At 71.6% G+C, this 21,559-nt stretch carries 17 protein-coding genes; 13 read left to right on the forward strand and 4 right to left on the reverse strand.

All coding sequences use genetic code 11. The features are described from left to right. Positions 1–7: 7 nt before the first annotated feature. The 3 genes from ACWC0C_RS29955 (at position 8) to ACWC0C_RS29965 (ending at position 4,178) form a co-directional block, all read left to right on the forward strand. A complete protein-coding gene (locus ACWC0C_RS29955; protein WP_450867125.1) occupies positions 8–1,681 on the forward strand; it encodes a histidinol-phosphatase in 1,674 nt (557 codons plus the stop codon). 66 nt (positions 1,682–1,747) lie between these two features. Further along, on the forward strand, positions 1,748–2,506 hold the full coding sequence (locus ACWC0C_RS29960; RefSeq protein ID WP_450867126.1) for an IclR family transcriptional regulator: 759 nt from the start codon (positions 1,748–1,750) through the stop codon (positions 2,504–2,506). Positions 2,507–2,744: 238 nt separating this feature from the next. Further along, entirely contained in the window at positions 2,745–4,178 is a 1,434-nt protein-coding gene (locus ACWC0C_RS29965; protein ID WP_450867127.1) for a glycoside hydrolase family 16 protein, read from the forward strand. 39 nt (positions 4,179–4,217) lie between these two features. Here ACWC0C_RS29965 and ACWC0C_RS29970 read toward each other — a convergent pair whose 3' ends face one another. Then, positions 4,218–5,108, reverse strand: a complete 891-nt coding sequence (locus ACWC0C_RS29970; RefSeq protein ID WP_450867129.1) for a helix-turn-helix domain-containing protein — start codon at positions 5,106–5,108, stop codon at positions 4,218–4,220. Between the two features lie 146 nt (positions 5,109–5,254). Here ACWC0C_RS29970 and tkt point away from each other — a divergent pair, with 146 nt between their 5' ends. From tkt to ACWC0C_RS30005, 7 genes are read left to right on the forward strand one after another with little or no spacing between them, the layout of a single operon-like run. Then, positions 5,255–7,330 (forward strand): transketolase, encoded by a 2,076-nt coding sequence (gene tkt, locus ACWC0C_RS29975; protein ID WP_450867131.1) that lies wholly within the window; start codon positions 5,255–5,257, stop codon positions 7,328–7,330. A 32-nt stretch (positions 7,331–7,362) separates the two neighbouring features. Beyond that, complete coding sequence (gene tal, locus ACWC0C_RS29980) at positions 7,363–8,508, forward strand: transaldolase (RefSeq protein ID WP_450867132.1); 1,146 nt, start codon at positions 7,363–7,365, stop codon at positions 8,506–8,508. Continuing rightward, the gene (gene zwf / locus ACWC0C_RS29985; protein WP_450867134.1) at positions 8,505–10,127 is read left to right on the forward strand and encodes a glucose-6-phosphate dehydrogenase; all 1,623 of its coding nucleotides are present in this window, start codon (positions 8,505–8,507) and stop codon (positions 10,125–10,127) included. Before tal ends, zwf begins: the two co-directional genes overlap by 4 nt. Next, on the forward strand, positions 10,124–11,050 hold the full coding sequence (gene opcA, locus ACWC0C_RS29990; protein WP_450867136.1) for a glucose-6-phosphate dehydrogenase assembly protein OpcA: 927 nt from the start codon (positions 10,124–10,126) through the stop codon (positions 11,048–11,050). The genes zwf and opcA overlap by 4 nt, the downstream gene beginning before the upstream one ends. Position 11,051: 1 nt before the next feature. Continuing rightward, entirely contained in the window at positions 11,052–12,722 is a 1,671-nt protein-coding gene (gene pgi, locus ACWC0C_RS29995) for a glucose-6-phosphate isomerase (RefSeq protein ID WP_450867137.1), read from the forward strand. 2 nt (positions 12,723–12,724) lie between these two features. Then, positions 12,725–13,603, forward strand: coding sequence for a phosphogluconate dehydrogenase (NAD(+)-dependent, decarboxylating) (gene gnd / locus ACWC0C_RS30000; RefSeq protein WP_449201191.1), 879 nt, complete (start codon positions 12,725–12,727; stop codon positions 13,601–13,603). A 6-nt stretch (positions 13,604–13,609) separates the two neighbouring features. Beyond that, positions 13,610–14,197 (forward strand): histidine phosphatase family protein, encoded by a 588-nt coding sequence (locus ACWC0C_RS30005; protein ID WP_450867138.1) that lies wholly within the window; start codon positions 13,610–13,612, stop codon positions 14,195–14,197. Between the two features lie 71 nt (positions 14,198–14,268). Here the strand turns inward: ACWC0C_RS30005 and ACWC0C_RS30010 are convergent, their stop codons facing one another. Then, entirely contained in the window at positions 14,269–16,140 is a 1,872-nt protein-coding gene (locus ACWC0C_RS30010; RefSeq protein WP_450867140.1) for an ArnT family glycosyltransferase, read from the reverse strand. Positions 16,141–16,502: 362 nt separating this feature from the next. Here ACWC0C_RS30010 and ACWC0C_RS30015 point away from each other — a divergent pair, with 362 nt between their 5' ends. Beyond that, positions 16,503–17,168, forward strand: coding sequence for a TetR family transcriptional regulator (locus tag ACWC0C_RS30015; RefSeq protein ID WP_450867142.1), 666 nt, complete (start codon positions 16,503–16,505; stop codon positions 17,166–17,168). Positions 17,169–17,304: 136 nt separating this feature from the next. Here ACWC0C_RS30015 and ACWC0C_RS30020 read toward each other — a convergent pair whose 3' ends face one another. Then, the gene (locus ACWC0C_RS30020; protein ID WP_450867144.1) at positions 17,305–17,646 is read right to left on the reverse strand and encodes a VOC family protein; all 342 of its coding nucleotides are present in this window, start codon (positions 17,644–17,646) and stop codon (positions 17,305–17,307) included. 273 nt (positions 17,647–17,919) lie between these two features. Here ACWC0C_RS30020 and ACWC0C_RS30025 point away from each other — a divergent pair, with 273 nt between their 5' ends. Both ACWC0C_RS30025 and ACWC0C_RS30030 read left to right on the forward strand, forming a co-directional pair. Beyond that, on the forward strand, positions 17,920–20,619 hold the full coding sequence (locus ACWC0C_RS30025) for a LuxR C-terminal-related transcriptional regulator (RefSeq protein ID WP_450867145.1): 2,700 nt from the start codon (positions 17,920–17,922) through the stop codon (positions 20,617–20,619). 109 nt (positions 20,620–20,728) lie between these two features. Next, positions 20,729–20,926: a hypothetical protein gene (locus ACWC0C_RS30030; RefSeq protein WP_449201186.1), complete on the forward strand. Its 198-nt coding sequence runs from the start codon at positions 20,729–20,731 to the stop codon at positions 20,924–20,926. A gap of 10 nt (positions 20,927–20,936) precedes the next feature. Here ACWC0C_RS30030 and ACWC0C_RS30035 read toward each other — a convergent pair whose 3' ends face one another. Further along, positions 20,937–21,515, reverse strand: a complete 579-nt coding sequence (locus ACWC0C_RS30035) for a potassium channel family protein (RefSeq protein WP_450867146.1) — start codon at positions 21,513–21,515, stop codon at positions 20,937–20,939. Positions 21,516–21,559 lie beyond the last annotated feature (44 nt).

The raw sequence follows: 21,559 nt of genomic DNA on the forward strand, positions 1-21,559 counted from the left end.
GATCACCATGACCGAGCAGCAGTTGCCCGCCTGGGCCGACCCGGCCGTCTCCCCCGCCGGCCTCGACGCCCAGGGTATGTCCAGGCGCCGACTCCTTTCCCGTGCGGGCCTGTTCGGTGCCGCCTTCGCCCTCGGTCCGGCGGCTGCCCCCGCGCTCGCCTCCCCGCAGGGCGGTCCCGGCGGCGAGGACCCTCGGCTCGCCTACCTCGTCGGCGACCACCACGTCCACTCCGTCTACAGCCACGACGCCAAGTACACGTTCTCCCAGCAGGCCCGGGCCGCCGCCCGGTACGGCCTGGACTGGATGGTCTTCAACGAGCACGCCAACTTCGGGCACGCCTCCTACGGCGCGAAGCTGGAGCACGAGGAGATCCTCAAGGCCCGCGCCGACAACCCGCGCCAGCTGATCTTCCAAGGCCTGGAGTGGTACATCCCGGCCGCCGAGCACGCCACGGTGTTCGCCGCGCCCGGCCCCCACGAGACCGACCTGCTCACCCGGTTCGAGCTGGCCTACGACGGCAAGGTGCTCGGCTACACCGAGGGCTCCGCGGGAGCGGCCGACACCGCCCGCAACGAGGCCCACGCCGTCAAGGCCATCCAGTGGCTGGCCGAGCAGCGCCGCACCGGCTACGTCGACGACGTCCTCGTGCTCGCCAACCACCCCCTGCGCCTCGGCATCGACTCCCCGCACGAGATGCGCGCCTGGCGGGACGCGGCCCCCGAGATCATGATCGGCATGGAGGGCGCGCCCGGCGCCCAGGGCGCGGCCATCCCGGGCTGGCGGGGTGCCACCTCGATCCGCGGCGAGTACGAGAACAAGCCCTCCGCCCAGTCCTGGGCGGGCTACCCGGCGGACGCGTATGCGACGTACGGCGGTTTCGACTGGGCGACCGCGACCGTCGGCGGGCTGTGGGACGCGATGCTGGCCGAGGGCCGGCTGTTCACGATCACCTCCAACTCCGACAACCACCGGACCGTCTTCGACACCTGGAAGAACGGCGACTGGGCGCCGGGGCAGAACTTCGACAACACCGGCAGGCTCCCCGACCCGGTGAACACGGACACCCCGCAGCCCGGCAGCGACTTCTGGCCGGGCGAGTTCAGCCGCACCCACGTCGGCGTGACCCGCTACGGCTACCGCGCCGTGATGGCGGGCCTGCGCGCGGGCCGCGTCTGGGTCGACCACGGGCACCTGCTCGACGGGCTCGACGTCCGGCTGAAGCGGGACTGCGACCCCGGGCGCGGTGTCACGCTGGGCGGCCGGCTGCGCGTCCGCAAGGGCGAGAGGATCACCCTGTACGTGACGGTGACGACCGCCTCCCGCCCCAACCCGCGAGGAATCCTGCCGCGGTTGGCGCACGTGGACGTGATCCGGGGCGCGGTGCGCGGCCCGGTGTCCGACCGGGACACCTGGAAGGCGCCCGACACCGGCGTCGTCCACACGACGGACGTGTCCGGCCGCACGGGGACGTACACCCTGCGCATCCCGCTCACCGCCGGCGAGGAGTCCTTCTACGTCCGCCTGCGCGGCAGCGACGGCAACCGGCACGGCACGGGCTACCTCGGCGCGGCCGTCGACCCGCACGGCCCGGTCCCGCACGAGCCCGGCGACGGCGACCCGTGGGCCGACACGTGGTGCTACTCCAACCCCGCCTTCGTCGATGTGACCGGGGCCCGGTAAGTCACCCGTCAGGAGGGCGTCGGCTACGATCCGGGCCGGAACGTACGGCGACAGGGCGAGGTGCGCGTGAGCGAGCGGTCCGCGGCCGACCGGCTGCTGGCCGTGCTCGCCGCCTTCGACCACGAGCACCCCGCCCTGTCCCTGACGGACATCAGCCGCCGGGCCGGGCTCAGCCTGACCACCGCGCACCGGCTGGCGGGCGCCCTGACGGCGTGGGGCGCCCTCGAGCGTGACGCGTCCGGGGTGTACCACGTGGGCCTGCGGCTGTGGGAGGTCGCCGCGCTCGCCCCGCGCGGCCTGGGCCTGCGGCAGCTGGCGCTGCCGTACCTGGAGGACCTGTACGAGGCGACCCACGAGAACGTGCAGCTGGCGGTGCGGGACGGGGCCGAGGTCGTCTACATCGAGTGGCTGTCGGGCCGTTCGGCGGTGGGCGTGCACATCCGGGTCGGCGCCCGCTGGCCCCTGCACGCCACCGGCGTCGGGCTCGCCCTCCTCGCCCACGCGGACCCGGACCTCCAGGAGGAGTACTGCACCGGGCCGCTGGCCGCCTTCACGCCGTACACGATCACCGATCCGGTGCTGCTGCGGCGCATGCTCGCCGAGGTGCGCCGCTCGGGCGTCGCGGTGAGCGAACGTCAGGTGACGCAGGACGCGCTGTCGGTGGCGGCGGCGGTGCGCGGACGGGCCGGGAACGTGGTCGCCGCGGTGTCGGTGGTGGTGCCCCGGGCGGGCGCCCAGATACCGGCGCTGGCCCCGGCGGTGCGACTGGCGGCCCGGGGGATGTCGCGGGCGCTGGGCTGGCGCCCGGAGCGGCGCGAGCGGTGAACCGGCAGGGCGCAGCGGCCTGCCGGGTTGAAGTCGTCGGCGTAGAGCGGCAGGGCCGCCTCGCGGGGCGCACCTATCGAACCGGTACGGGAGGCTTCACCCGGTGAACTCCCTTGAGGGATGGGGAGTTTCCTTGCTTCAAGCCTTGACGGCCCAGGGGGCGGGGAGCACATTGGCGGCACCCTGAGAGCGCTCTCAGATGACGCTCTCGCATGGCACCGCCCCCGGGAGGCACCCCATGAGCGAAACCCCCGGCATATCGCATACAGACGACAGACAGCCGCATGCAGTACATCGGCGGCGGCGTTCCGTCCACAGGATCCTCGTCGCCGTCCTCGGCACGATGGGCCTCGCGGCGGCCCTGGCGACCGTCGGCACCCTGCCCGCCGACGCCTCCGCACCCACACCCCCGTCCGGCTGGACACAGGTCTTCCTCGACGACTTCAACGGCTCGGCGGGCTCCGGCGTCAGCACGTCCAACTGGCAGTACGACACCGGGACTTCGTACCCGGGCGGTGCCGCGAACTGGGGCACCGGCGAGGTCGAGACGATGACCTCCAGTGCGAACAACGTGGCGCTGGACGGCAACGGCGACCTGCTCATCACCCCGCGCCGCGACGCCTCCGGCAATTGGACCTCGGGCCGGATCGAGACCACCCGCACCGACTTCCAGCCCCCGGCCGGCGGCAAGCTGCGCGTGGAGGCCCGGATCCGGATGCCCGATGTGACCGGGGACGCGGCCGCCGGCTACTGGCCCGCCTTCTGGATGCTGGGCGCGCCCTACCGTGGCAACTACCAGAACTGGCCGGGCGTCGGCGAGCTGGACGTCATGGAGAACGTCCAGGGCCTGAACAAGACCTGGGCGACCATGCACTGCGGCACCAACCCGGGCGGCCCCTGCAACGAGACGACGGGCCTCGGCAACTCGACGGCATGTCCGGGCACCACCTGCCAGTCGGGCTTCCACACTTACACCATGGAGTGGGACCGCTCGGCGAGCCCCGAGGCGATCCGCTTCTTCGTCGACGGCGTGAACTACCAGACGGTCACCGCGAACCAGGTGGACGCGACCACCTGGGCCAACGCCACGAACCACGGCTTCTTCGTCATCCTGAACGTGGCGATGGGCGGCGGCTTCCCCGCGGCCTTCGGCGGCGGTCCGACCGGCGCCACGGAGTCCGGTCACCCCATGGTCGTCGACTACGTGCAGGTCCTGCAGTCCTCCGGCAGCGGCGGCACCACTCCCCCGCCGACCGGCAACCGCGACGCCTACAGCGCCGTCCAGGCCGAGTCCTGCGACAGCCAGTCCGGGATCAGCACCGAGGCGACCGCGGACGCCGGGGGCGGCCAGGACATCGGCTGGATCGCCAACGGCGACTGGGCGCTGTACAAGGGCGTGAACTTCGGCTCGACACCGGCCGCGCAGTTCTACGCCCGGGTGGCGAGCGGCGCGGCCGACGGCGTCAGCGGACTGGTCGAGGTGCGCCTGGACAGCCGCGGCAACGCTCCCATCGGCAGCTTCGCCGTCGGCAACACCGGCGGTTGGCAGTCCTGGCGGACCGTCCCGGCCAACATCGGCTCGGTCACGGGCACGCACGACGTCTATCTGACCTTCACCAGTGGCCAGCCGTCCGACTTCGTGAACGTCAACTGGTTCGACTTCGGCCACTGACGACGGCCCTGAAGCCGTTCGGCGCGACTCGGCGGCTCTTCAGCGAAGTTCCGCCCGGAAGGCCACCGGCGTCTGCCCGGTGTGCAGATGGAAGAACTTGGTGAAGTTCGCCGCGTCGGGGAAGCCCACCGCTGCCCCGACGCGGCCGATCGGCATGTCCGTGTGGGCGAGGAGGCGTTTGGCCTCCAGGACGACGCGTTTGTCGATGAAGCCCTTGGGGGTCTCGCCGGTGGCGGCGCGGACGGCCCGGACGAGGGTGCGGCGGGAGTAGCCGAGGGCGTCGGCGTAGGCGCTGACGCTGTGGTTGGTGGCGAAGCCGTGCTCGACGGCGTCCCGGAAGCGGGTGAACGTGCTGTCCGCCTGCTGCCGGGTGGCCTCCGCCGAGCTGGCCGCCAGGTGCGCGAGGCGCAGCAGGAACGCCGTGAGGGTGTGCCGGAGGACGGCGGCGTGCAGGCTCAGCGGGAGCGTGGCGGTGTCCTCGTACTCGCGTCGCAGCTGTTCGAGGGCGGACCGGAGGGCGGTGAGCTGGGCCGGATCCGGGTGCAGCAGGGGCGGGAGGTCGTAGCGGTACAGGCCGGTGGCCTCGACGGTGGCGCGCGGCAGGAAGCCGGGCTGCATGGTCAGGACGGTTCCGCGGTACGCGCTCTCGCGGGAGAAGCGGTGGACCTGTCCGGGGCGGATCCACAGCAGATCGCCGGCGCCGGCCTCGTACTCGGCGAAGTCGATCATGTGCCGTACGGGGCCGTGGGTGAACAGCATGACGACGTGGAAGTCGATGCGGTGCACGCGGTGCAGGGGGGCGTCGGCGTGCCAGGTGCGCTCGGTCCCCATCGGGCCGATCTGCATGCCGACACCGCCGACGGCCAGTTCGGCCGGGAAGGGGAAGGTTCTGATGCCGTCGCCGCCGGCTTCGGGGTTTGTGTCAGCCATGTCCTTTTCGTGCCGTCCCTGTCGCGCGATCGCTGTCCCAGATTCACCACAGGCTGACACACCCCGACCTTTCCTCGAAAAAGTCAGACTTTTAAGTTTGAACGCATCAAGCCAGCGCTTCCGCACTGAACGAGGACTTCTTGAAGATGACCACGCAGACTTCCGATGGCTTCGAGTGGACCGACCTCGACCGGCGTGCCGTGGACACCGCCCGTCTGCTCGCGGCCGACGCGGTGCAGAAGGTGGGCAACGGGCACCCGGGCACGGCGATGAGCCTGGCACCTGCCGCGTACACGATCTTTCAGAAGGTGATGCGTCATGATCCCGCCGACCCCGAGTGGACCGGCCGGGATCGTTTCGTCCTCTCCCCCGGGCACACCTCGCTGACCCTGTACACGCAGCTGTTCCTCTCCGGGTACGAGCTGGAGCTGGACGACCTGAAGGCGTTCCGCACCCACGGCTCCAAGACCCCGGGCCACCCCGAGTACGGCCACACCGCGGGCGTCGAGACCACCACCGGCCCGCTCGGGCAGGGCGTCGCCAACGCGGTCGGCATGGCGATGGCGGCCCGCTACGAGCGCGGCCTGTTCGACCCGGAGGCCGCCGAGGGCACCTCCCCCTTCGACCACACCATCTGGGCGATCGTCTCCGACGGCGACCTGGAGGAGGGCGTCTCCGCCGAGGCCTCCTCGCTGGCCGGCCACCAGAAGCTCGGCAATCTCGTCTTCCTCTACGACGACAACCACATCTCCATCGAGGGCGACACCGCGACCGCCTTCTCCGAGGACGTGCTGAAGCGGTACGAGGCCTACGGCTGGCACACCCAGCGCGTCGAGCCCACCGCCGACGGCGACATCGACGTCCCGGCCCTGTACACCGCGCTGAGGGCCGCGCAGGCCGAGACGGGGCTGCCCTCGATCATCGCGATGCGCACGATCATCGCCTGGCCCGCCCCGAACGCGCGGGACACCGAGGCCTCCCACGGCTCCGCGCTCGGCGAGGAGGAGATCGCCGCGACCAAGCGGCTCCTCGGCTTCGACCCCGAGCAGGCCTTCGAGGTAGGCGACGACGTCCTGAAGCACACCCGCCGGGCCCTGGACCGGGGCGCCGAGGCGCACGTGGCCTGGGACAGGCGGATCGCCGAGTGGCGCGCCGCGCAGCCGGAGCGGGCCGGGCTGTTCGACCGGATCGCCAAGGGCGAGCTGCCCGAGGGCTGGCAGGACGCGCTGCCGGTGTTCGAGGAGGGCAAGTCGGTCGCGACCCGTGCCGCCTCCGGCAAGGTGCTGCAGGCGCTCGGCCCGGTGATCCCGGAGCTGTGGGGCGGCTCCGCCGACCTCGCCGGCTCCAACAACACCACCATCGACAAGACCAGCTCCTTCCTGCCGAAGGGCAACCCGCTGCCCGAGGCCGACCCCTACGGCCGTACCGTCCACTTCGGCATCCGCGAGTTCTCCATGGCCGCGGAGATGAACGGCATCGCCCTGCACGGCAACACCCGCGTCTACGGCGGCACCTTCCTGGTCTTCTCCGACTACATGCGCAACGCGGTGCGGATGTCGGCGCTGATGCAGCTGCCGGTGACGTACGTGTGGACGCACGACTCGATCGGCCTCGGCGAGGACGGCCCCACCCACCAGCCGGTCGAGCACCTGGCCTCGCTGCGCGCGATCCCGGGTCTGAACGTCGTCCGCCCGGCCGACGCCAACGAGACCGCGATCGCCTGGGCCGAGATCCTGAAGAGGCACGCCACGAACCCCGCCCCGCACGGGCTCGTGCTCACCCGCCAGGGCGTGCCGGTGTACGCGCCGAACGAGGACGCGGCCAAGGGCGGCTATGTGCTGCGCGAGTCCTCGACGGAGGTCCCGGAGGTGATCGTCATCGCTACGGGCTCCGAGGTGCAGCTCGCCGTGGCCGCGCGGGAGCTGCTCGAGGCCGAGGGGATCGGCACGCGCGTGGTGTCGATGCCGTCCGTGGAGTGGTTCGAGGAGCAGCCGCGCGAGTACCGCGAGCGGGTGCTGCCGCCGGCCGTGAAGGCCCGGGTCGCCGTCGAGGCCGGGATCGGGCTGACCTGGTACCGGTACGTGGGCGACGCGGGACGCATCGTCTCCCTCGAGCACTTCGGTGCCTCCGCGGACGCGGGGACGCTGTTCGCCGAGTTCGGCTTCACCCCCGGGAACGTCGCCGCGGCGGCCCGCGAGTCGCTCGCCGCGGCCCGCGCCTGACACCGACGCCCGATACCGACACAAGAAGAAAGATGATCACTGTGACCGAAGCAATCGCGACCCCGGGAGCCCTCAAGCGCCTCGCCGACGAGGGCGTGTCCATCTGGCTGGACGACCTGTCGCGCAGGCGGATCACCTCGGGCAGCCTCGCCGAGCTGGTGGCGAGCGGGAGCGCCGTCGGTGTCACCACGAACCCGTCCATCTTCCAGGCCGCCATCGGCTCCGGCGAGGGCTACGAGGAGCAGCTGACCGACCTCGCCGTACGGGGGGTGACGGTGGACGAGGCGGTGCGGATGATGACGACGGCCGATGTGCGGTCTGCCGCCGATATCCTGGATTCCGTATACACGACCTCCGCCGGTCGTGACGGCCGCGTCTCCATCGAGGTCGACCCGCGCCTGGCCCACCACACAGCGGCCACCGTCGCCGAGGCCAAGCAGCTCGCCTGGCTCGCCGACCGCCCCAACGTGATGATCAAGATCCCCGCGACCAAGGCGGGCCTGCCGGCGATCACCGAGGTCATCGGGCTCGGCATCAGCGTCAACGTGACCCTGATCTTCTCCCTGGAGCGCTACCGCGAGGTCATGGCCGCCTATCTGGCCGGCCTGGAGAAGGCCCGCGAGCGCGGCATCGACCTCTCCACCATCCACTCGGTGGCGTCCTTCTTCGTCTCCCGCGTGGACTCCGAGATCGACAAGCGGCTGACCGCCCTCGGCACCGACGAGGCCCTCGCCCTCAAGGGCCGCGCGGCCCTCGCCAACGCCCGCCTGGCCTACGAGGCGTACGAGGAGGTCTTCGCGTCCGACCGCTGGCTGGCGCTCGCCGGGGACAAGGCCAACAAGCAGCGTCCGCTGTGGGCGTCCACCGGTGTGAAGGATCCCGCATACAAGGACACCCTGTACGTGGACGAGCTGGTCGCGCCGGGCACCGTCAACACCATGCCGGAGGCCACGCTGAACGCGGTCGCCGACCACGGAGACATCACCGGCGACACGGTGACCGGCGGCTACGCGCAGGCCCACGCCGACCTGGCAGCCGTCGAGCGGCTCGGCATCTCCTACGACGAGGTCGTCCAGCAACTGGAGGACGAGGGCGTGGCCAAGTTCGAGGCGGCCTGGCAGGAGCTGCTGGAGGCCGTGGCGACGTCCCTGAAGAGCAAGGGAGTTGACGCCCGATGACCGAGAACGCACCCGCCGCCGAGGCACCCGCACCGGAGGCACCCGCCCCCGAGGCACCCGCACCCGAGGCGGTGCAGGTCCCGGTGGCGCCGGCCGCCGGCTGGGAGAACCCGCTGCGGGACACCCGCGACCGCCGGCTGCCCCGGATCGCGGGCCCGTCCGGGCTGGTCATCTTCGGTGTGACCGGTGACCTGTCCCGCAAGAAGCTGATGCCGGCGGTGTACGACCTGGCCAACCGCGGTCTGCTGCCGCCGGGCTTCTCCCTCGTCGGCTTCGCCCGCCGCGAGTGGGAGGACCAGGACTTCGCGCAGGTCGTGCACGACTCCGTGCGCGAGCACGCCCGCACCCCGTTCCGCGAGGAGGTGTGGCAGCAGCTCGCCGAGGGCATGCGGTTCATCCCCGGCGACTTCGACGACGACACCGCGTTCAAGCAGCTGAAGGACGCCGTCGAGGAGCTGGACGCCTCCCGCGGCACCGGCGGCAACTTCGCGTTCTACCTCTCGGTGCCGCCGAAGTTCTTCCCCAAGGTCGTGCAGCAGCTGAAGAAGCACGGCCTGGCGAGTCCGCCCAAGGGTTCCTGGCGGCGCGCGGTCATCGAGAAGCCGTTCGGGCACGACCTGGCGAGCGCCATCGAGCTGAACGCGATCGTGCACGACGTGTTCGAGCCGGACCAGGTGTTCCGGATCGACCACTACCTCGGCAAGGAGACCGTCCAGAACATCCTGGCGCTGCGCTTCGCCAACCAGATGTACGAGCCGATCTGGAACCGGTCGTACGTCGACCATGTACAGATCACGATGGCCGAGGACATCGGCATCGGCGGCCGGGCCGGCTACTACGACGGCATCGGCGCGGCCCGTGACGTCATCCAGAACCACCTGCTGCAGCTGATGGCGCTGACCGCCATGGAGGAGCCGATCGCGTTCGACGCGGAGGCGCTGCTCACCGAGAAGCTGAAGGTGCTGAAGTCGGTGCGGCTGCCGGAGGAGCTCGGCGAGCACACCGTACGCGGTCAGTACGCGGCCGGCTGGCAGGGCGGTGAGAAGGTCGTCGGCTATCTGCAGGAGGAGGGCATCGACCCCGCGTCGAAGACCGACACCTTCGCCGCGATCAAGCTGGGCATCGACAACCGCCGCTGGGCGGGTGTCCCCTTCTACCTGCGCACCGGCAAGCGGCTCGGCCGCCGGGTCACCGAGATCGCGGTGGTCTTCAAGCGGGCCCCGCACTCCCCCTTCGACTCCACCGCCACCGAGGAACTCGGCCAGAACGCGATCGTGATCCGGGTCCAGCCCGACGAGGGCATGACCGTGCGGTTCGGCTCGAAGGTGCCGGGCACCTCGATGGAGATCCGGGACGTCTCCATGGACTTCGCCTACGGCGAGTCGTTCACGGAGTCCAGCCCGGAGGCGTACGAGCGGCTCATCCTGGACGTACTGCTGGGCGACGCGAATTTGTTCCCCCGTCACCAGGAAGTGGAAGAGTCCTGGAAGATCCTCGACCCGATCGAGGAGTACTGGGCGGCGCACGGCAGGCCGGCGCAGTACGCGTCGGGCAGCTGGGGACCCGAGGAAGCGGACGAGATGCTCGCACGAGACGGACGGAGCTGGCGCAGGCCATGAAGATCGACCTGACCGACACCACGGCAAGCAAGATCAACAAGGCGTTGGTGCAGGGCCGCCGCGCCATCGGCACCCCGGCCGTGGGCATGGTCCTGACGATGGTCATCGTCACGGACGAGGAGAACGCCTACGACTCGATCAAGGCCGCCGAGGACGCCTCGCACGAGCACCCGATGCGGACCCTGGTCGTCATCAAGCGGCATGTGCGCACCCTGCGCGACCGCACGCACTCCCGGCTCGACGCGGAGGTCCGGGTCGGCTCCGAGGCGGGCACCGGCGAGACGGTGGTGCTGCGCACCTACGGCGAGGTGTCCGAGCACGCCGACTCGGTCGTCCTGCCGCTGCTGCTGCCGGACGCGCCCGTCGTCGTGTGGTGGCCGGTGGACGCGCCCGACGCCCCGTCCAGGGATCCGCTCGGCGCTCTCGCCCAGCGCCGGATCACCGACCTGTACGCGTTCGAGCGGCCGATGGAGGTCCTGGACACCCGCGCCCGCAACTACGCCCCCGGCGACACCGACCTCGCCTGGACCCGGCTCACGCTGTGGCGCTCGATGCTGGCCGCCGCCCTGGACCAGGCCCGGGAGAAGGTGACCTCGGCGGCCGTCGAGGCCGAGGCGGACAACCCCAGTGCCGAACTGCTGGCCCGCTGGCTGGAGGCCCGGCTGCACGTGAGCGTGGAGCGTGTGGTCACCGGGGGCCCGGTCGTCACGGCCGTGCGCCTCGGCACCGCGAACGGCGAGGTCCGCATCGACCGCCCCGAGGGCCCCCTCGCCACGCTGTCCCTGCCGGGCCAGCCGCCGCGCACCCTGGCCCTGAAGGTCCGCCCCACCTCCGAACTCATCGCCGAGGAACTGCGCCGCCTCGACGCCGACGAGATGTACGCCATCGCCCTCAGGGGCGAGGCCGCCAAGGAGAACGCCTGAGATGGCAGAGTCCGAATTTCCGAGGTTCCCGGATCTCAGCAACCGGCCCGAGTGGGCGGCCCTCGCCGACCACCGCGCCGAGGGCCGGCCGCACCTGCGCGAGCTGTTCGCGGCGGACCCCGGCCGCGCCGAGCGGTACGTCGTACGGGTCGGCGACCTGTACATCGACTACAGCAAGCATCTGATCACCGACGAGACCCTGGCCCTGCTCCAGGAACTCGCCACCGCCACCGGCGTGTTCGCGCTCCGGGACGCCATGTTCCGCGGCGAGAAGATCAACGTCACCGAGAACCGTGCCGTGCTGCACACCGCGCTGCGCGCCGCGCGGGACGCGGTGATCGAGGTCGACGGCGAGAACGTCGTCCCGAAGGTGCACGCCGTGCTCGACAAGATGGCCCGCTTCGCAGGCCGGGTCCGCTCCGGCGAGTGGACCGGCCACACCGGCAAGCGGATCAGGAACGTCGTCAACATCGGCATCGGCGGCTCCGACCTCGGCCCCGCGATGGCCTACGAGGTGCTGCGCCCGTACACCGCACGGGAGTTGACGTTCCGCTTCGTGTCGAACGTGGACGGCGCCGACCTGCACGAGGCGACCCGTGACCTGGATCCGGCGGAGACCCTGTTCATCGTCGCGTCCAAGACGTTCACCACGATCGAGACGATCACGAACGCGACGTCCGCGCGCACGTGGCTGCTCGACGGGCTGGAGGGCGAGGAGAAGGCCGTCGCGAAGCACTTCGTGGCGCTGTCGACCAACGCGGAGAAGGTCACCGAGTTCGGCATCGACCCGGACAACATGTTCGAATTCTGGGACTGGGTCGGCGGCCGGTACTCGTACGACTCGGCGATCGGCCTGTCCCTGATGATCGCCATCGGCCCGGAGCGTTTCCGGGAGATGCTCGACGGCTTCCGGCTGATGGACGAGCACTTCCGCACCGCGCCCGCCGAGGCCAACGCGCCTTTGATCCTGGGCCTGTTGGGCATCTGGTACGGCAACTTCCACGACGCCCAGTCGCACGCGGTGCTGCCGTACAGCCATTACCTGTCGAAGTTCACCGCCTACCTCCAGCAGCTGGACATGGAGTCCAACGGCAAGTCGGTGCAGCGCGACGGCGAGCCGGTGCAGTGGCAGACCGGACCGGTCGTCTGGGGCACACCGGGCACCAACGGGCAGCACGCCTACTACCAGTTGATCCACCAGGGCACCAAGCTGATCCCGGCGGACTTCATCGGCTTCGCCCGGCCCGTCGGCGAGCTGAGCGGTGGGCTCAAGGCGCAGCACGACCTGTTGATGGCCAACTTCTTCGCCCAGACCCAGGCGCTGGCCTTCGGCAAGAGTGCCGAGGAGGTCCGCGCGGAGGGCGTGCCTCAGGAGCAGATCACGCACCGCACCTTCCGCGGCGGCCACCCCACCACCACGATCCTCGCCGGCGAGCTGACCCCGTCCGTGCTCGGCCAGCTGATCGCCCTCTACGAGCACAAGGTGTTCGTGCAGGGCGCGGTCTGGAACATCGACTCCTTCGACCAGTGGGGCGTGGAACTCGGCAAGGTCCTCGCCAAGCGCGTCGAGCCCGCCCTCACCGAGGGCGCAGACGTCCCCGGTCTCGACCCGTCCACCACGGCCCTCGTCGCCGCCTACCGCACCCTCAAGAACGCTCAGGAAGTGAACTGATCATGCAGCTCGGTCTCATCGGTCTCGGCAAGATGGGCGGCAACATGCGCGAGCGGATCCGCCGCGCCGGCCACACCGTCATCGGCTACGACCGCAACCCCGAGGTCTCCGACGTCAAGTCCCTCGCCGAACTGGTCGAGAAGCTGGACGCGCCGCGCCAGGTGTGGGTGATGGTCCCGGCCGGCACCGCCACGCAGACGGTCGTCGACGAACTGGGCGACCTGCTCGAGCCCGGCGACACGGTGATCGACGGCGGCAACTCGCGCTGGACGGACGACGAGAAGCACGCCGCCGCCCTCGGTATCAAGGGCATCGGCTTCGTCGACGCCGGTGTCTCCGGCGGTGTGTGGGGTCTGGAGAACGGCTACGCGCTCATGGTCGGCGGCGACAAGGAGCACGTGGACCGGCTGCAGCCGATCTTCGAGGCGCTCAAGCCGGAGGGCCCGTACGGCTATGTCCACGCGGGCCGGGTCGGCGCCGGGCACTTCTCCAAGATGGTCCACAACGGCATCGAGTACGCCATGATGCAGGCCTACGCCGAGGGCTGGGAACTGCTGGAGAAGGTCCACTCGGTGGAGAACGTCCGCGAGGTGTTCCGCTCCTGGCAGGAGGGCACGGTCATCCGCTCCTGGCTGCTGGACCTCGCGGTCAACGCCCTGGACGAGGACGAGCACCTGGAGAAGCTGCGCGGTTACGCGGAGGACTCCGGCGAGGGCCGCTGGACGGTCGAGGCGGCCATCGACAACGCGGTGCCGCTGCCCGCGATCACCGCCTCCCTGTTCGCCCGGTTCGCCTCGCGGCAGGACGACTCCCCGCAGATGAAGATGATCGCCGCGCTGCGCAACCAGTTCGGCGGCCACGCGGTCGAGAAGAAGGACTGACCCGCCGTGGGGGACCTCCTGCTGGTCCGCCACGGTGAGACGGAATGGAGCCGGTCGGGACAGCACACCAGCTGGACCGACCTGCCCCTGACCGGGCCCGGCGAGGAACAGGCCAAATCCCTCGCCCCGCTGCTCACCGGCCGGACCTGTGCCCTGGCGCTGGCCAGCCCGCTGGACCGCGCGCTGCGCACCGCCGAACTGGCGGGCCTGACCGGCGTCGTGCCCGACCCCGATCTGCACGAGTGGGACTACGGCGGCTACGAGGGCGTCACCACGGTCGACATCCACCGGGCGCGCCCCGGCTGGGACCTGTGGACGGACGGGGTGCCGCCCGGTCCCGAGGGGCACCCGGGCGAGTCACCGCAGCAGATCGGCGCCCGCGCCGACCGGGTGCTGGCTCGCGTGTCCCCGGCCCTGGCGGAGGGGGACGTGATCCTCGTCGCCCACGCCCACTTCCTGCGGGTGCTCACCGCCCGCCGGCTGGGGCTGCCGCCCGCCGAGGGCCGGCTGTTCCAGCTGGCCACGGGGACGGTCAGCAGGCTGTCCACCGAGCACGGGCGGCCCGTGATCGCCGAGTGGAACAGACGGCCGTAACGGCCTGTCGGCCGCGGGGCCTTTCGCTCACGAGGCTCTTTACCCACGAGGCCTTTTGCCCACGGCCCGGTTCACCCCTGGTGAGCCGGGCCGCAGCGGTACAGCAGCCGGGTCCGGTCACCTGGGTCGTAGGCGGCCGGCGGGACGAGCGCGCAGTGGGCGGCGGTCCAGCGCAGCACTGCGCCGACCGGACCCGCGGCCGTGAGATCGGCGCGCGGGACCAGGACGTAGTGCAGCCGCCCGGTGTCCACCAGCCGGCGGAAGGCGGCCGGTGTCGGATAGGGGACGCGGCCGGTGAAACCGCCCATCGGCAGCACGGGGGCGTCGGCGGCGATGACGAACGGCGCGGCGCTCTGCCAGCCGGGCACGGCGGCCAGGTAGCGGGCGCCGTCGCGGTGCGCGGTCAGGTAGGCGAGCAGCCGCCGGTGCCGGGGCCCGAGGGTGGCCGGCGCGCCGCCGTGGGGGCTGGTGGGGCCGACCCGGCCGAAGCCGCCGGGCTGGTTGTAGCGCGGGGACAGCGCGGACGCCGTCCACACGGCCGGGATCAGCAGGACCGCGGCGAGGGCGGTGGCGAGCGCGGCTGGCCGGCGCAGGCCCGCGAGCAGCAGGGCGAGCAGGCCGACGGCGGCCGCACAGGGCGCCGACCAGGGCTGGAAGCGGGGGTACCACAGCGTGAGGACCGCGCACCAGACGAGGTCGACGGCGAGGACGGCGGCGAGCACCCGGGAGCGCCGGGCCTGGACGACGCCGGCCGCGGCGAGCGCGGCGACGGCTACCGCGACGACTCCCATGTAGTAGGTGTGGCCGGTGACGCTGCCGAAGCTGAAGACGGCGAAGAAGGTCGCGAGCCACACCCCCCACAGCACATACCCGGCCAGCAGCCGGTCGGTGCGCGGCACGCGGCGCCGCCGCAGCGCCAGCAGCCCGCCGACGAGGCCGAGCGCGGCCAGCGGGTACAGCCAGCCGGTCTGGGTGGCCAGGCCCGGGCTGAACATCTTCCCCACACCGTCGCCCATGCCCGGTCCCAGGTGTCCGGCCTCGTGCGCCGTGCGGCTCGCCACGATGCTGCCGGTGCCGGCCGCGTCGATGCCGACGTCGTGGAAACGGGTCAGGAAGTTGTAGCCGACGACCAGCGCGAACGGCGAGTCGTCGGTGGTGCCGTCCAGGTACGGGCGGGCGCCCGCCGGGGTGAGGGCGACGGCCACCATCCACGACAGCGACACCGTCACGGTCACCGCGCCGGCCAGGGCCACATGGCCGATACGGCGGCGCAGTGCGGCGGGCGCGGCGACGAGGTAGGTCACGGCCAGCGCGGGCAGCACCGCCCAGGCCTCCAGCATCTTGCACTGGAAGGCCAGGCCCACCCAGAGACCCGCCAGCAGCAGGGTGCGCGGGCGGGCCTTCTCGGTGGCCCGCCAGGTCGCCTCGGCGGCCAGCAGCAGGAGCAGCACGAACGGGGCGTCCTCGGTGACCGAGCGGCCTAGGCCCACCGTCACCGGGGTCAGCGTGAGGAACGCGGCGGCCAGCAGCCCGGCGGGCACCCCGGCCCAGCGGCGCACCAGCAGATGCAGCAGCAGGACGCAGGCCACCATCTCCAGGGCCTGGGGCAGCACCAGCACCCACGGGTGGAAGCCGAACACCAGCGCGGCCAGGGCCTGCGGCCACAGGAAGCCGGGCAGCTTGTCCAGCGTGATGGAGCCCGCCGGGTCGAAGGAGCCGTAGAAGAAGTCGGCCGGGCTGTCGGTCATGCTGCGCACCGCGCTCGCGTAGAAGGCGTGGTAGGTGCTGTGGCCGAGGCCCCACAGGCACAGAACGGCGGCGAGCACGGCGATCGCGGCGAGCACCGGCCGCTCGTAGCGCTCGGTGCGGGCCACGGCGGGCGCGATGGGTGCGGTCGGTGGCAGGTCGGGGCGCAGTAGCGGCCGGCCGGCGGGTATCGGCATGGGACGTCCAGGCACCCGGTCCGGGGACTCTCGGTCCGGGACACCGGGTTACGTCCCGGACCGTGTGAGTATCGACCGCCCCACCGGGGAGTCGCGCCTGGCCGGTCCGGGTCTCACCGAGGTCTCACCGCGGACTCACCGGCTCCTTCACCTCCTCTTCCACCGCTTTTCCACCGCTTTTCCACCGCCTTGTCACCACCGCCCGGCGTGCTGGGCCGCGAGCCGCACCGGCGTGTTCGTGGCGCTGTCAGCCGTACGTGCTGTGAGGAAGACCCCGGCCGCGGACCGCGACCCTGCTTCTACAATCACCGGCACGCACAGCGAGCGCGCCGCCCAGGCGTCCACCGGCCCGAAGGACACCGATGACCAGCGTCGAAGAGCCCGTACGACCCGGTGGACGGGTGCGCGACGCCGCCCGCACCAAGGCCGAGATCCTCGACGTGGCCACGCAGGAGTTCGCCCGGGCCGGCTACGACGGCGCCCGGGTCGACGAGATAGCGGCCCTCACCCGCACCACGAAGCGGATGATCTACTACTACTTCGGCGGCAAGGAACAGCTGTTCACGGCCGTGCTGGAGCGGGCGTACGGGGTGATCCGCGAGGCCGAGCAGCAGCTGGACGTGGAGCATCTGGACCCGGTCGCCGCGATCCGGCGCCTGGCCGAGCTGACCTTCGACCACCACGAGCGCCACCCCGACTTCATCCGCCTGGTCAGCATCGAGAACATCCACGGCGCCGAGCACATCGCGGCCTCCCGGAAGCTCGGGAGGATCGGCTCGCCGGCGCTGGAGGTGATCCGCCGGATCCTCGCCGCGGGGCAGGAGTCGGGGCTGTTCACGGCCGACGTGGACGCGGTCGATCTGCACGCGGTGATCAGCTCGTTCTGCTTCTTCCGGGTGGCCAACCGGCACACCTTCGGCGCCCTGTTCGGCCGGGACCTGGTGGACCCCGCGCAGCGGGAGCACTACCGGACCATGCTCGGCGACATGGTGATCGCCTACCTGACGGCGGAGCGGGCGGCCGGCTGACGCGCCCGCACGCACGGACCACCGCGTTCCGGTCCGCGCACACCCACGCCCCTCGGGCACATCGGCGACCGGCTCGGCCGCGCCGCGGGGAAGCAGGCGACAGGGGCCGAGCGGGTCGGGGCTGAAGCCCTGCTGTCTACGGCCTCGGGTGACGCGGCTCGTACAGCGCGAGTTCGCCGCCGCCCGGCAGGCTGAGGGCGGTCACCCTGCCCCAGCGGGCCTCCTCCACCGGGCGGGTGAACTCCACTCCCCGCTCGGTGAGTTGACGCCGGGTCTCGTCCAGGTCGTCGCACATCAGCATCAGCTCGTGCGAGGGCTCGCCGTCGGTGGGATGACAGGCCACCTCGGCAGGTGGCGCCTTGAAGATGAGCCATCCGCGGCCCGCGTCGACGTACGGCCAGCAGAGGGTGCCCCGCAGAAAGGCCCGGTCGGCCTCGGGGTCCCTGCTGTAGAGCACCACGTGTGCACCAGTGATCACGCACGGAGGCTAGGGCCTGTCCGGCGGATCATGCCGGAGACACGGGGGCTGGTACGCCCATCTGCGTTGATCAGGCCCCGTTGTTTCCCTCCGACTTGATCCGCCGGACAGGCCCTAGTGCGGCGGGCGGGACCGGACAAGCACCGGCCAGGGCTGTCCTGCCCTTCCCAGGGACCTGTGGCCCCTGTTCCGCGTGACAGTGCGGGGAGATGCTTGATGGTGGGGGGAGAAGCGTTGTCCGCTACCTGAGGATCATGAGTGGTGGTGAACACCATGGCCGTACCAGGCGGGAACGGACCGGCGCCGACCACATCCCCTGCCGATCCCCGAGGGGATCCGTTCCTCCTGACGCAGTTCGCCGTTCCGACGCGGCCCGTGACGTTCCTGCGCCGCGACCGGCTGGTCGGTCACCTCGACGGGGCCCCCGCGACCCCGTTGACCGTGGTCCATGGAGCCGCGGGAGCCGGCAAGACGCTGCTGGTCGCCGACTGGGCCTCGGCGCGGGACGGGCCCGTCGCCTGGCTCACCGCGCGGGTGGCGGACAAAGGCTGCGGAACCTTCTGGGCGTATCTCCTGAAGGCCCTGCGCCTTGTCGGCGTGCCCCTGACCCCCGATGTCGGCTTCCCCACCGAACCCGGCCACGTGCACGACACGCTGCTCACGCGGCTCGCCGCCGAACTGAGCGCCCGGAACGCTCCGGTGATCCTGATCATCGACGAGTACGACCGGGCGGCCGACCCCGAGATCGCGGATCAGCTGGAATTCGTCCTCCAGCAGGCGGGACACGGCATGCGCCTGGTCCTGGTCACCCGCACCGAACCGCTGCTCCCGCTGCACCGGTACCGGGCGGCCGGCGCCATCACGGAGATCAGGAACGCCGAGCTGGCCTTCACCCGCGACGAGGCAGCGGATCTTCTGGCGCTGCACGGGCTGCGCCTCCCGGCCGACGACGTGGGTGCGCTGGTGGAGCGCACCCGGGGCTGGGCTGCCGGACTGCGGCTGTGCGCCCTGGCCGCGCAGGGAGAGCCCGACCCGGGCAGGTATCTGAAGGAGTTCGAGGCCGACCGCACCACGATCGCCGACTTCCTGCTGGCCGAGGTGCTCAAGCGGCAGCGGGCCGAGACGCAGGATCTGCTGCTGCGGATCAGCGTCCTCGAACGCTGCTGTCCGGAGCTCGCCAACGCCCTCACCGGGCGCACCGACGCCGAACGCGTCCTGACCGGGCTGCACCGCGAGAACGCATTCGTCGAGTACCTTGGGCACGCCTGGTTCCGGCTCCATCCGCTGTTCGGGGAGATCCTCCGCGCCCACCTCCGGGTGCGCTCTCCAGGGCTGGAAGCCGAACTCCACCGACGCGCGGCCCACTGGCTGCGGCACTTCGGGTCCCTCGGTGAAACGCTCGGCCACGCGGCTGCGGCGCACGACTGGGAGACCGCCGCCGGCGCCCTCATAGGCGATCTCGCCATCGGGGAGATCTTCACCGGCCTGCACGCGGACGATCTGTCCGAACTGTTCTCACACATGGGGTCCGAGCCCACCGGTTCCGCCACGGACCTGGTCCGTGCGGCCCGCGAACTGTCCCATTGCGACGTCGAGCGCGGCCTGTCCCGCTTGCAACGGGCGGCACAGGCCCTGGCACCGCGCAACGGACCAGCCGGCGACGACGACGTCGCCGCGGACGACCTGGCCGCGACCCGGCTGAGCTGCGCCTTCCTGGAAGCCCTGGCAGCGCGCCTGACCGGTGCGCCGGGACGGGCGGAGGCGGCGGCACAGGCGGCTGAGAAGCTTCGGCGCGACGTGCCCGGCCGGCTTCTGGAAGCGCACCCCGAGCTGATCGCACTTCTGCTCACCCATCTCGGCTCGGCACGCCTGTGGGCCGGCCGTGTCCGGGACGCCCGAGCGGCCCTGACCGCGGTGGTCGACTCCGGCCGGGCGGCGGCAACGGCACAGGCGCGCCAGGAGTGTCTGGGCCACCTGGCGCTGATCGACCATCTGACGGGCTGGCCGGGCAGAGCCGAGCGCAAGGCGTTGGCCACGGTCACCACGGCGGGGAGCGGCAGCCCGCCCCCGGCGCCCGGGCCGGGGCTGGCATCACTGGTCCTGGCCGCGGTGGCCGTCGACCGCGACGAGCTGGACCGGGCCGAGGCGTTCCTCGATGCCGCGGCGGACGGACAGGGCCTGCCGCTGGACCCGGTGGCACAAGCGGAGCGGTCCATCGTCACCGGGCGCCTGTGCCTGGCCCGCGGCGACACACAGGCCGCACTCGAAGCGGCGGACCGGTCCGTCGTGGCCGATGTGGCGTCCCCCTGGGCCGAAGCGCACACGGTCTGCGTGGCCGCCGCCGCTCACCTCGCCGAGGGCCGGCCGGAGATCGCCGTCAAGCTGCTGGCGGAACAGCCCGACGGCGATCCGGTGTGCCTCGTGGCAGCCGCGCAGGCCGAGCTCGCCGCGGGCAGACCCGAGGCCGCGGCCGCACTGCTCGACGAAGTGCGGCCACAGGCCCGTACGGGCCCCGCCATCGCGGTACGGGCCGCTCTGGTCAGAGCCCAGGCGGCAGGCGAGGGCGGAGACTTCGCCACCCAGCACCGGCTCGTCGCCCAGGCACTCCGGGAAGCCCGGCGCGAGCGGCTGCGACGCCCCTTCGTGGACGCGGGAGCGTGGCTGCGCCCGCTGCTGCGCACGGTGCCGTTGCGCGGACTGGCCGAGGGCTGGCTCACCCCGGGCTCGCCGGTGCCCGGCGGGGCGGGGCGGGCCGGGGAGCAGCCGCCGCTGCCGGTGGTGGAGGAGCTGAGCGGACGCGAACGCGACGTCCTGTGCCGGCTGGCGCGGATGATGTCGACGGAGGAGATCGCCGCCGATCTGTATGTGTCGGTCAACACGGTCAAGACCCATCTCAAGAGTGCCTACCGGAAACTGGCGGTGAACCGGCGTCACGACGCGGTGCGCCGCGCGCGCGACCTGGGTCTCCTGTGACGCGGCGGTATCACCTCCCGAGGGTGAGGCAGAGCGGCGCACCGAGGGCGGAGGATCGCACCGACAGGGACTGGCATGCCCTCCCGGCAAGCGTGGGGAAGAGCGGCTCATGCGCTACGAGATTCGCGTCGACGGACACATGACCGAGCCGCTGGTGAAGGCATTCCCCGAGCTGGACCACGTGCTGATGGCCGGTCAGACCATCCTCTTCGGAACGGTCGTCGACGAGGCGCACCTGTACGGGTTGCTGGCCCGCTGCCAGTCATTGGGGTTGAGGGTCCTCGAGATACGCCAGATGCCGTCGTGAACCGGCCGACTCACTCCGGCGTGTCCCGCCCCTGGCGGCGAAGTCCGACGCGGACCGCGGCCGCGAGCACCCGTGCCGCCACACCCACGATCAGCAGACTGCAGGTCATCTGGCACATCACCACCACCCTGGCCGTCTCGACGACCGGGGTGATGTCGCCGAAGCCGACGGTGGTGAACGTGGAGAGCGTGAAGTACAACGCGTCCGTTCTGCTCAGGTGCCTGCTGAAGGAGCCGGGCAGAGCGTGTTCGAGCAGGTAGTACCCGCTCGCGTAGAGGACCAGATAAAAGGCGACCGTCACCGCCAGGGCCTCGACGGCCTTCAGCCGCGGCGAGGGCGAGTGCATGATGAGCCACACCTCCCAGCCGAAGAACAGGACGACCGCCAGCAGGCCACCGACGAGGAGCAGTGCGGTGACGTCCCCGCCGTGCCAGTCCAGCGGCAACAAGTAGTACGCCACGACGAGGCCGACCGCGACGCCGACCGACCGGGCGACGGACACGGCCGTGGCCCTGGGCCCCGGCCGGCTGGGACGCGGCACGCGCTTCGGCGAGGACGGCTGCTTCCTGCCGGCCACTGGATCGGTCATCTCGTGCCTCTTCGTCCGCTCCACCGCAGGCCGACCGCCGGCCC

The organism is Streptomyces sp. NPDC001709 (assembly GCF_053596375.1).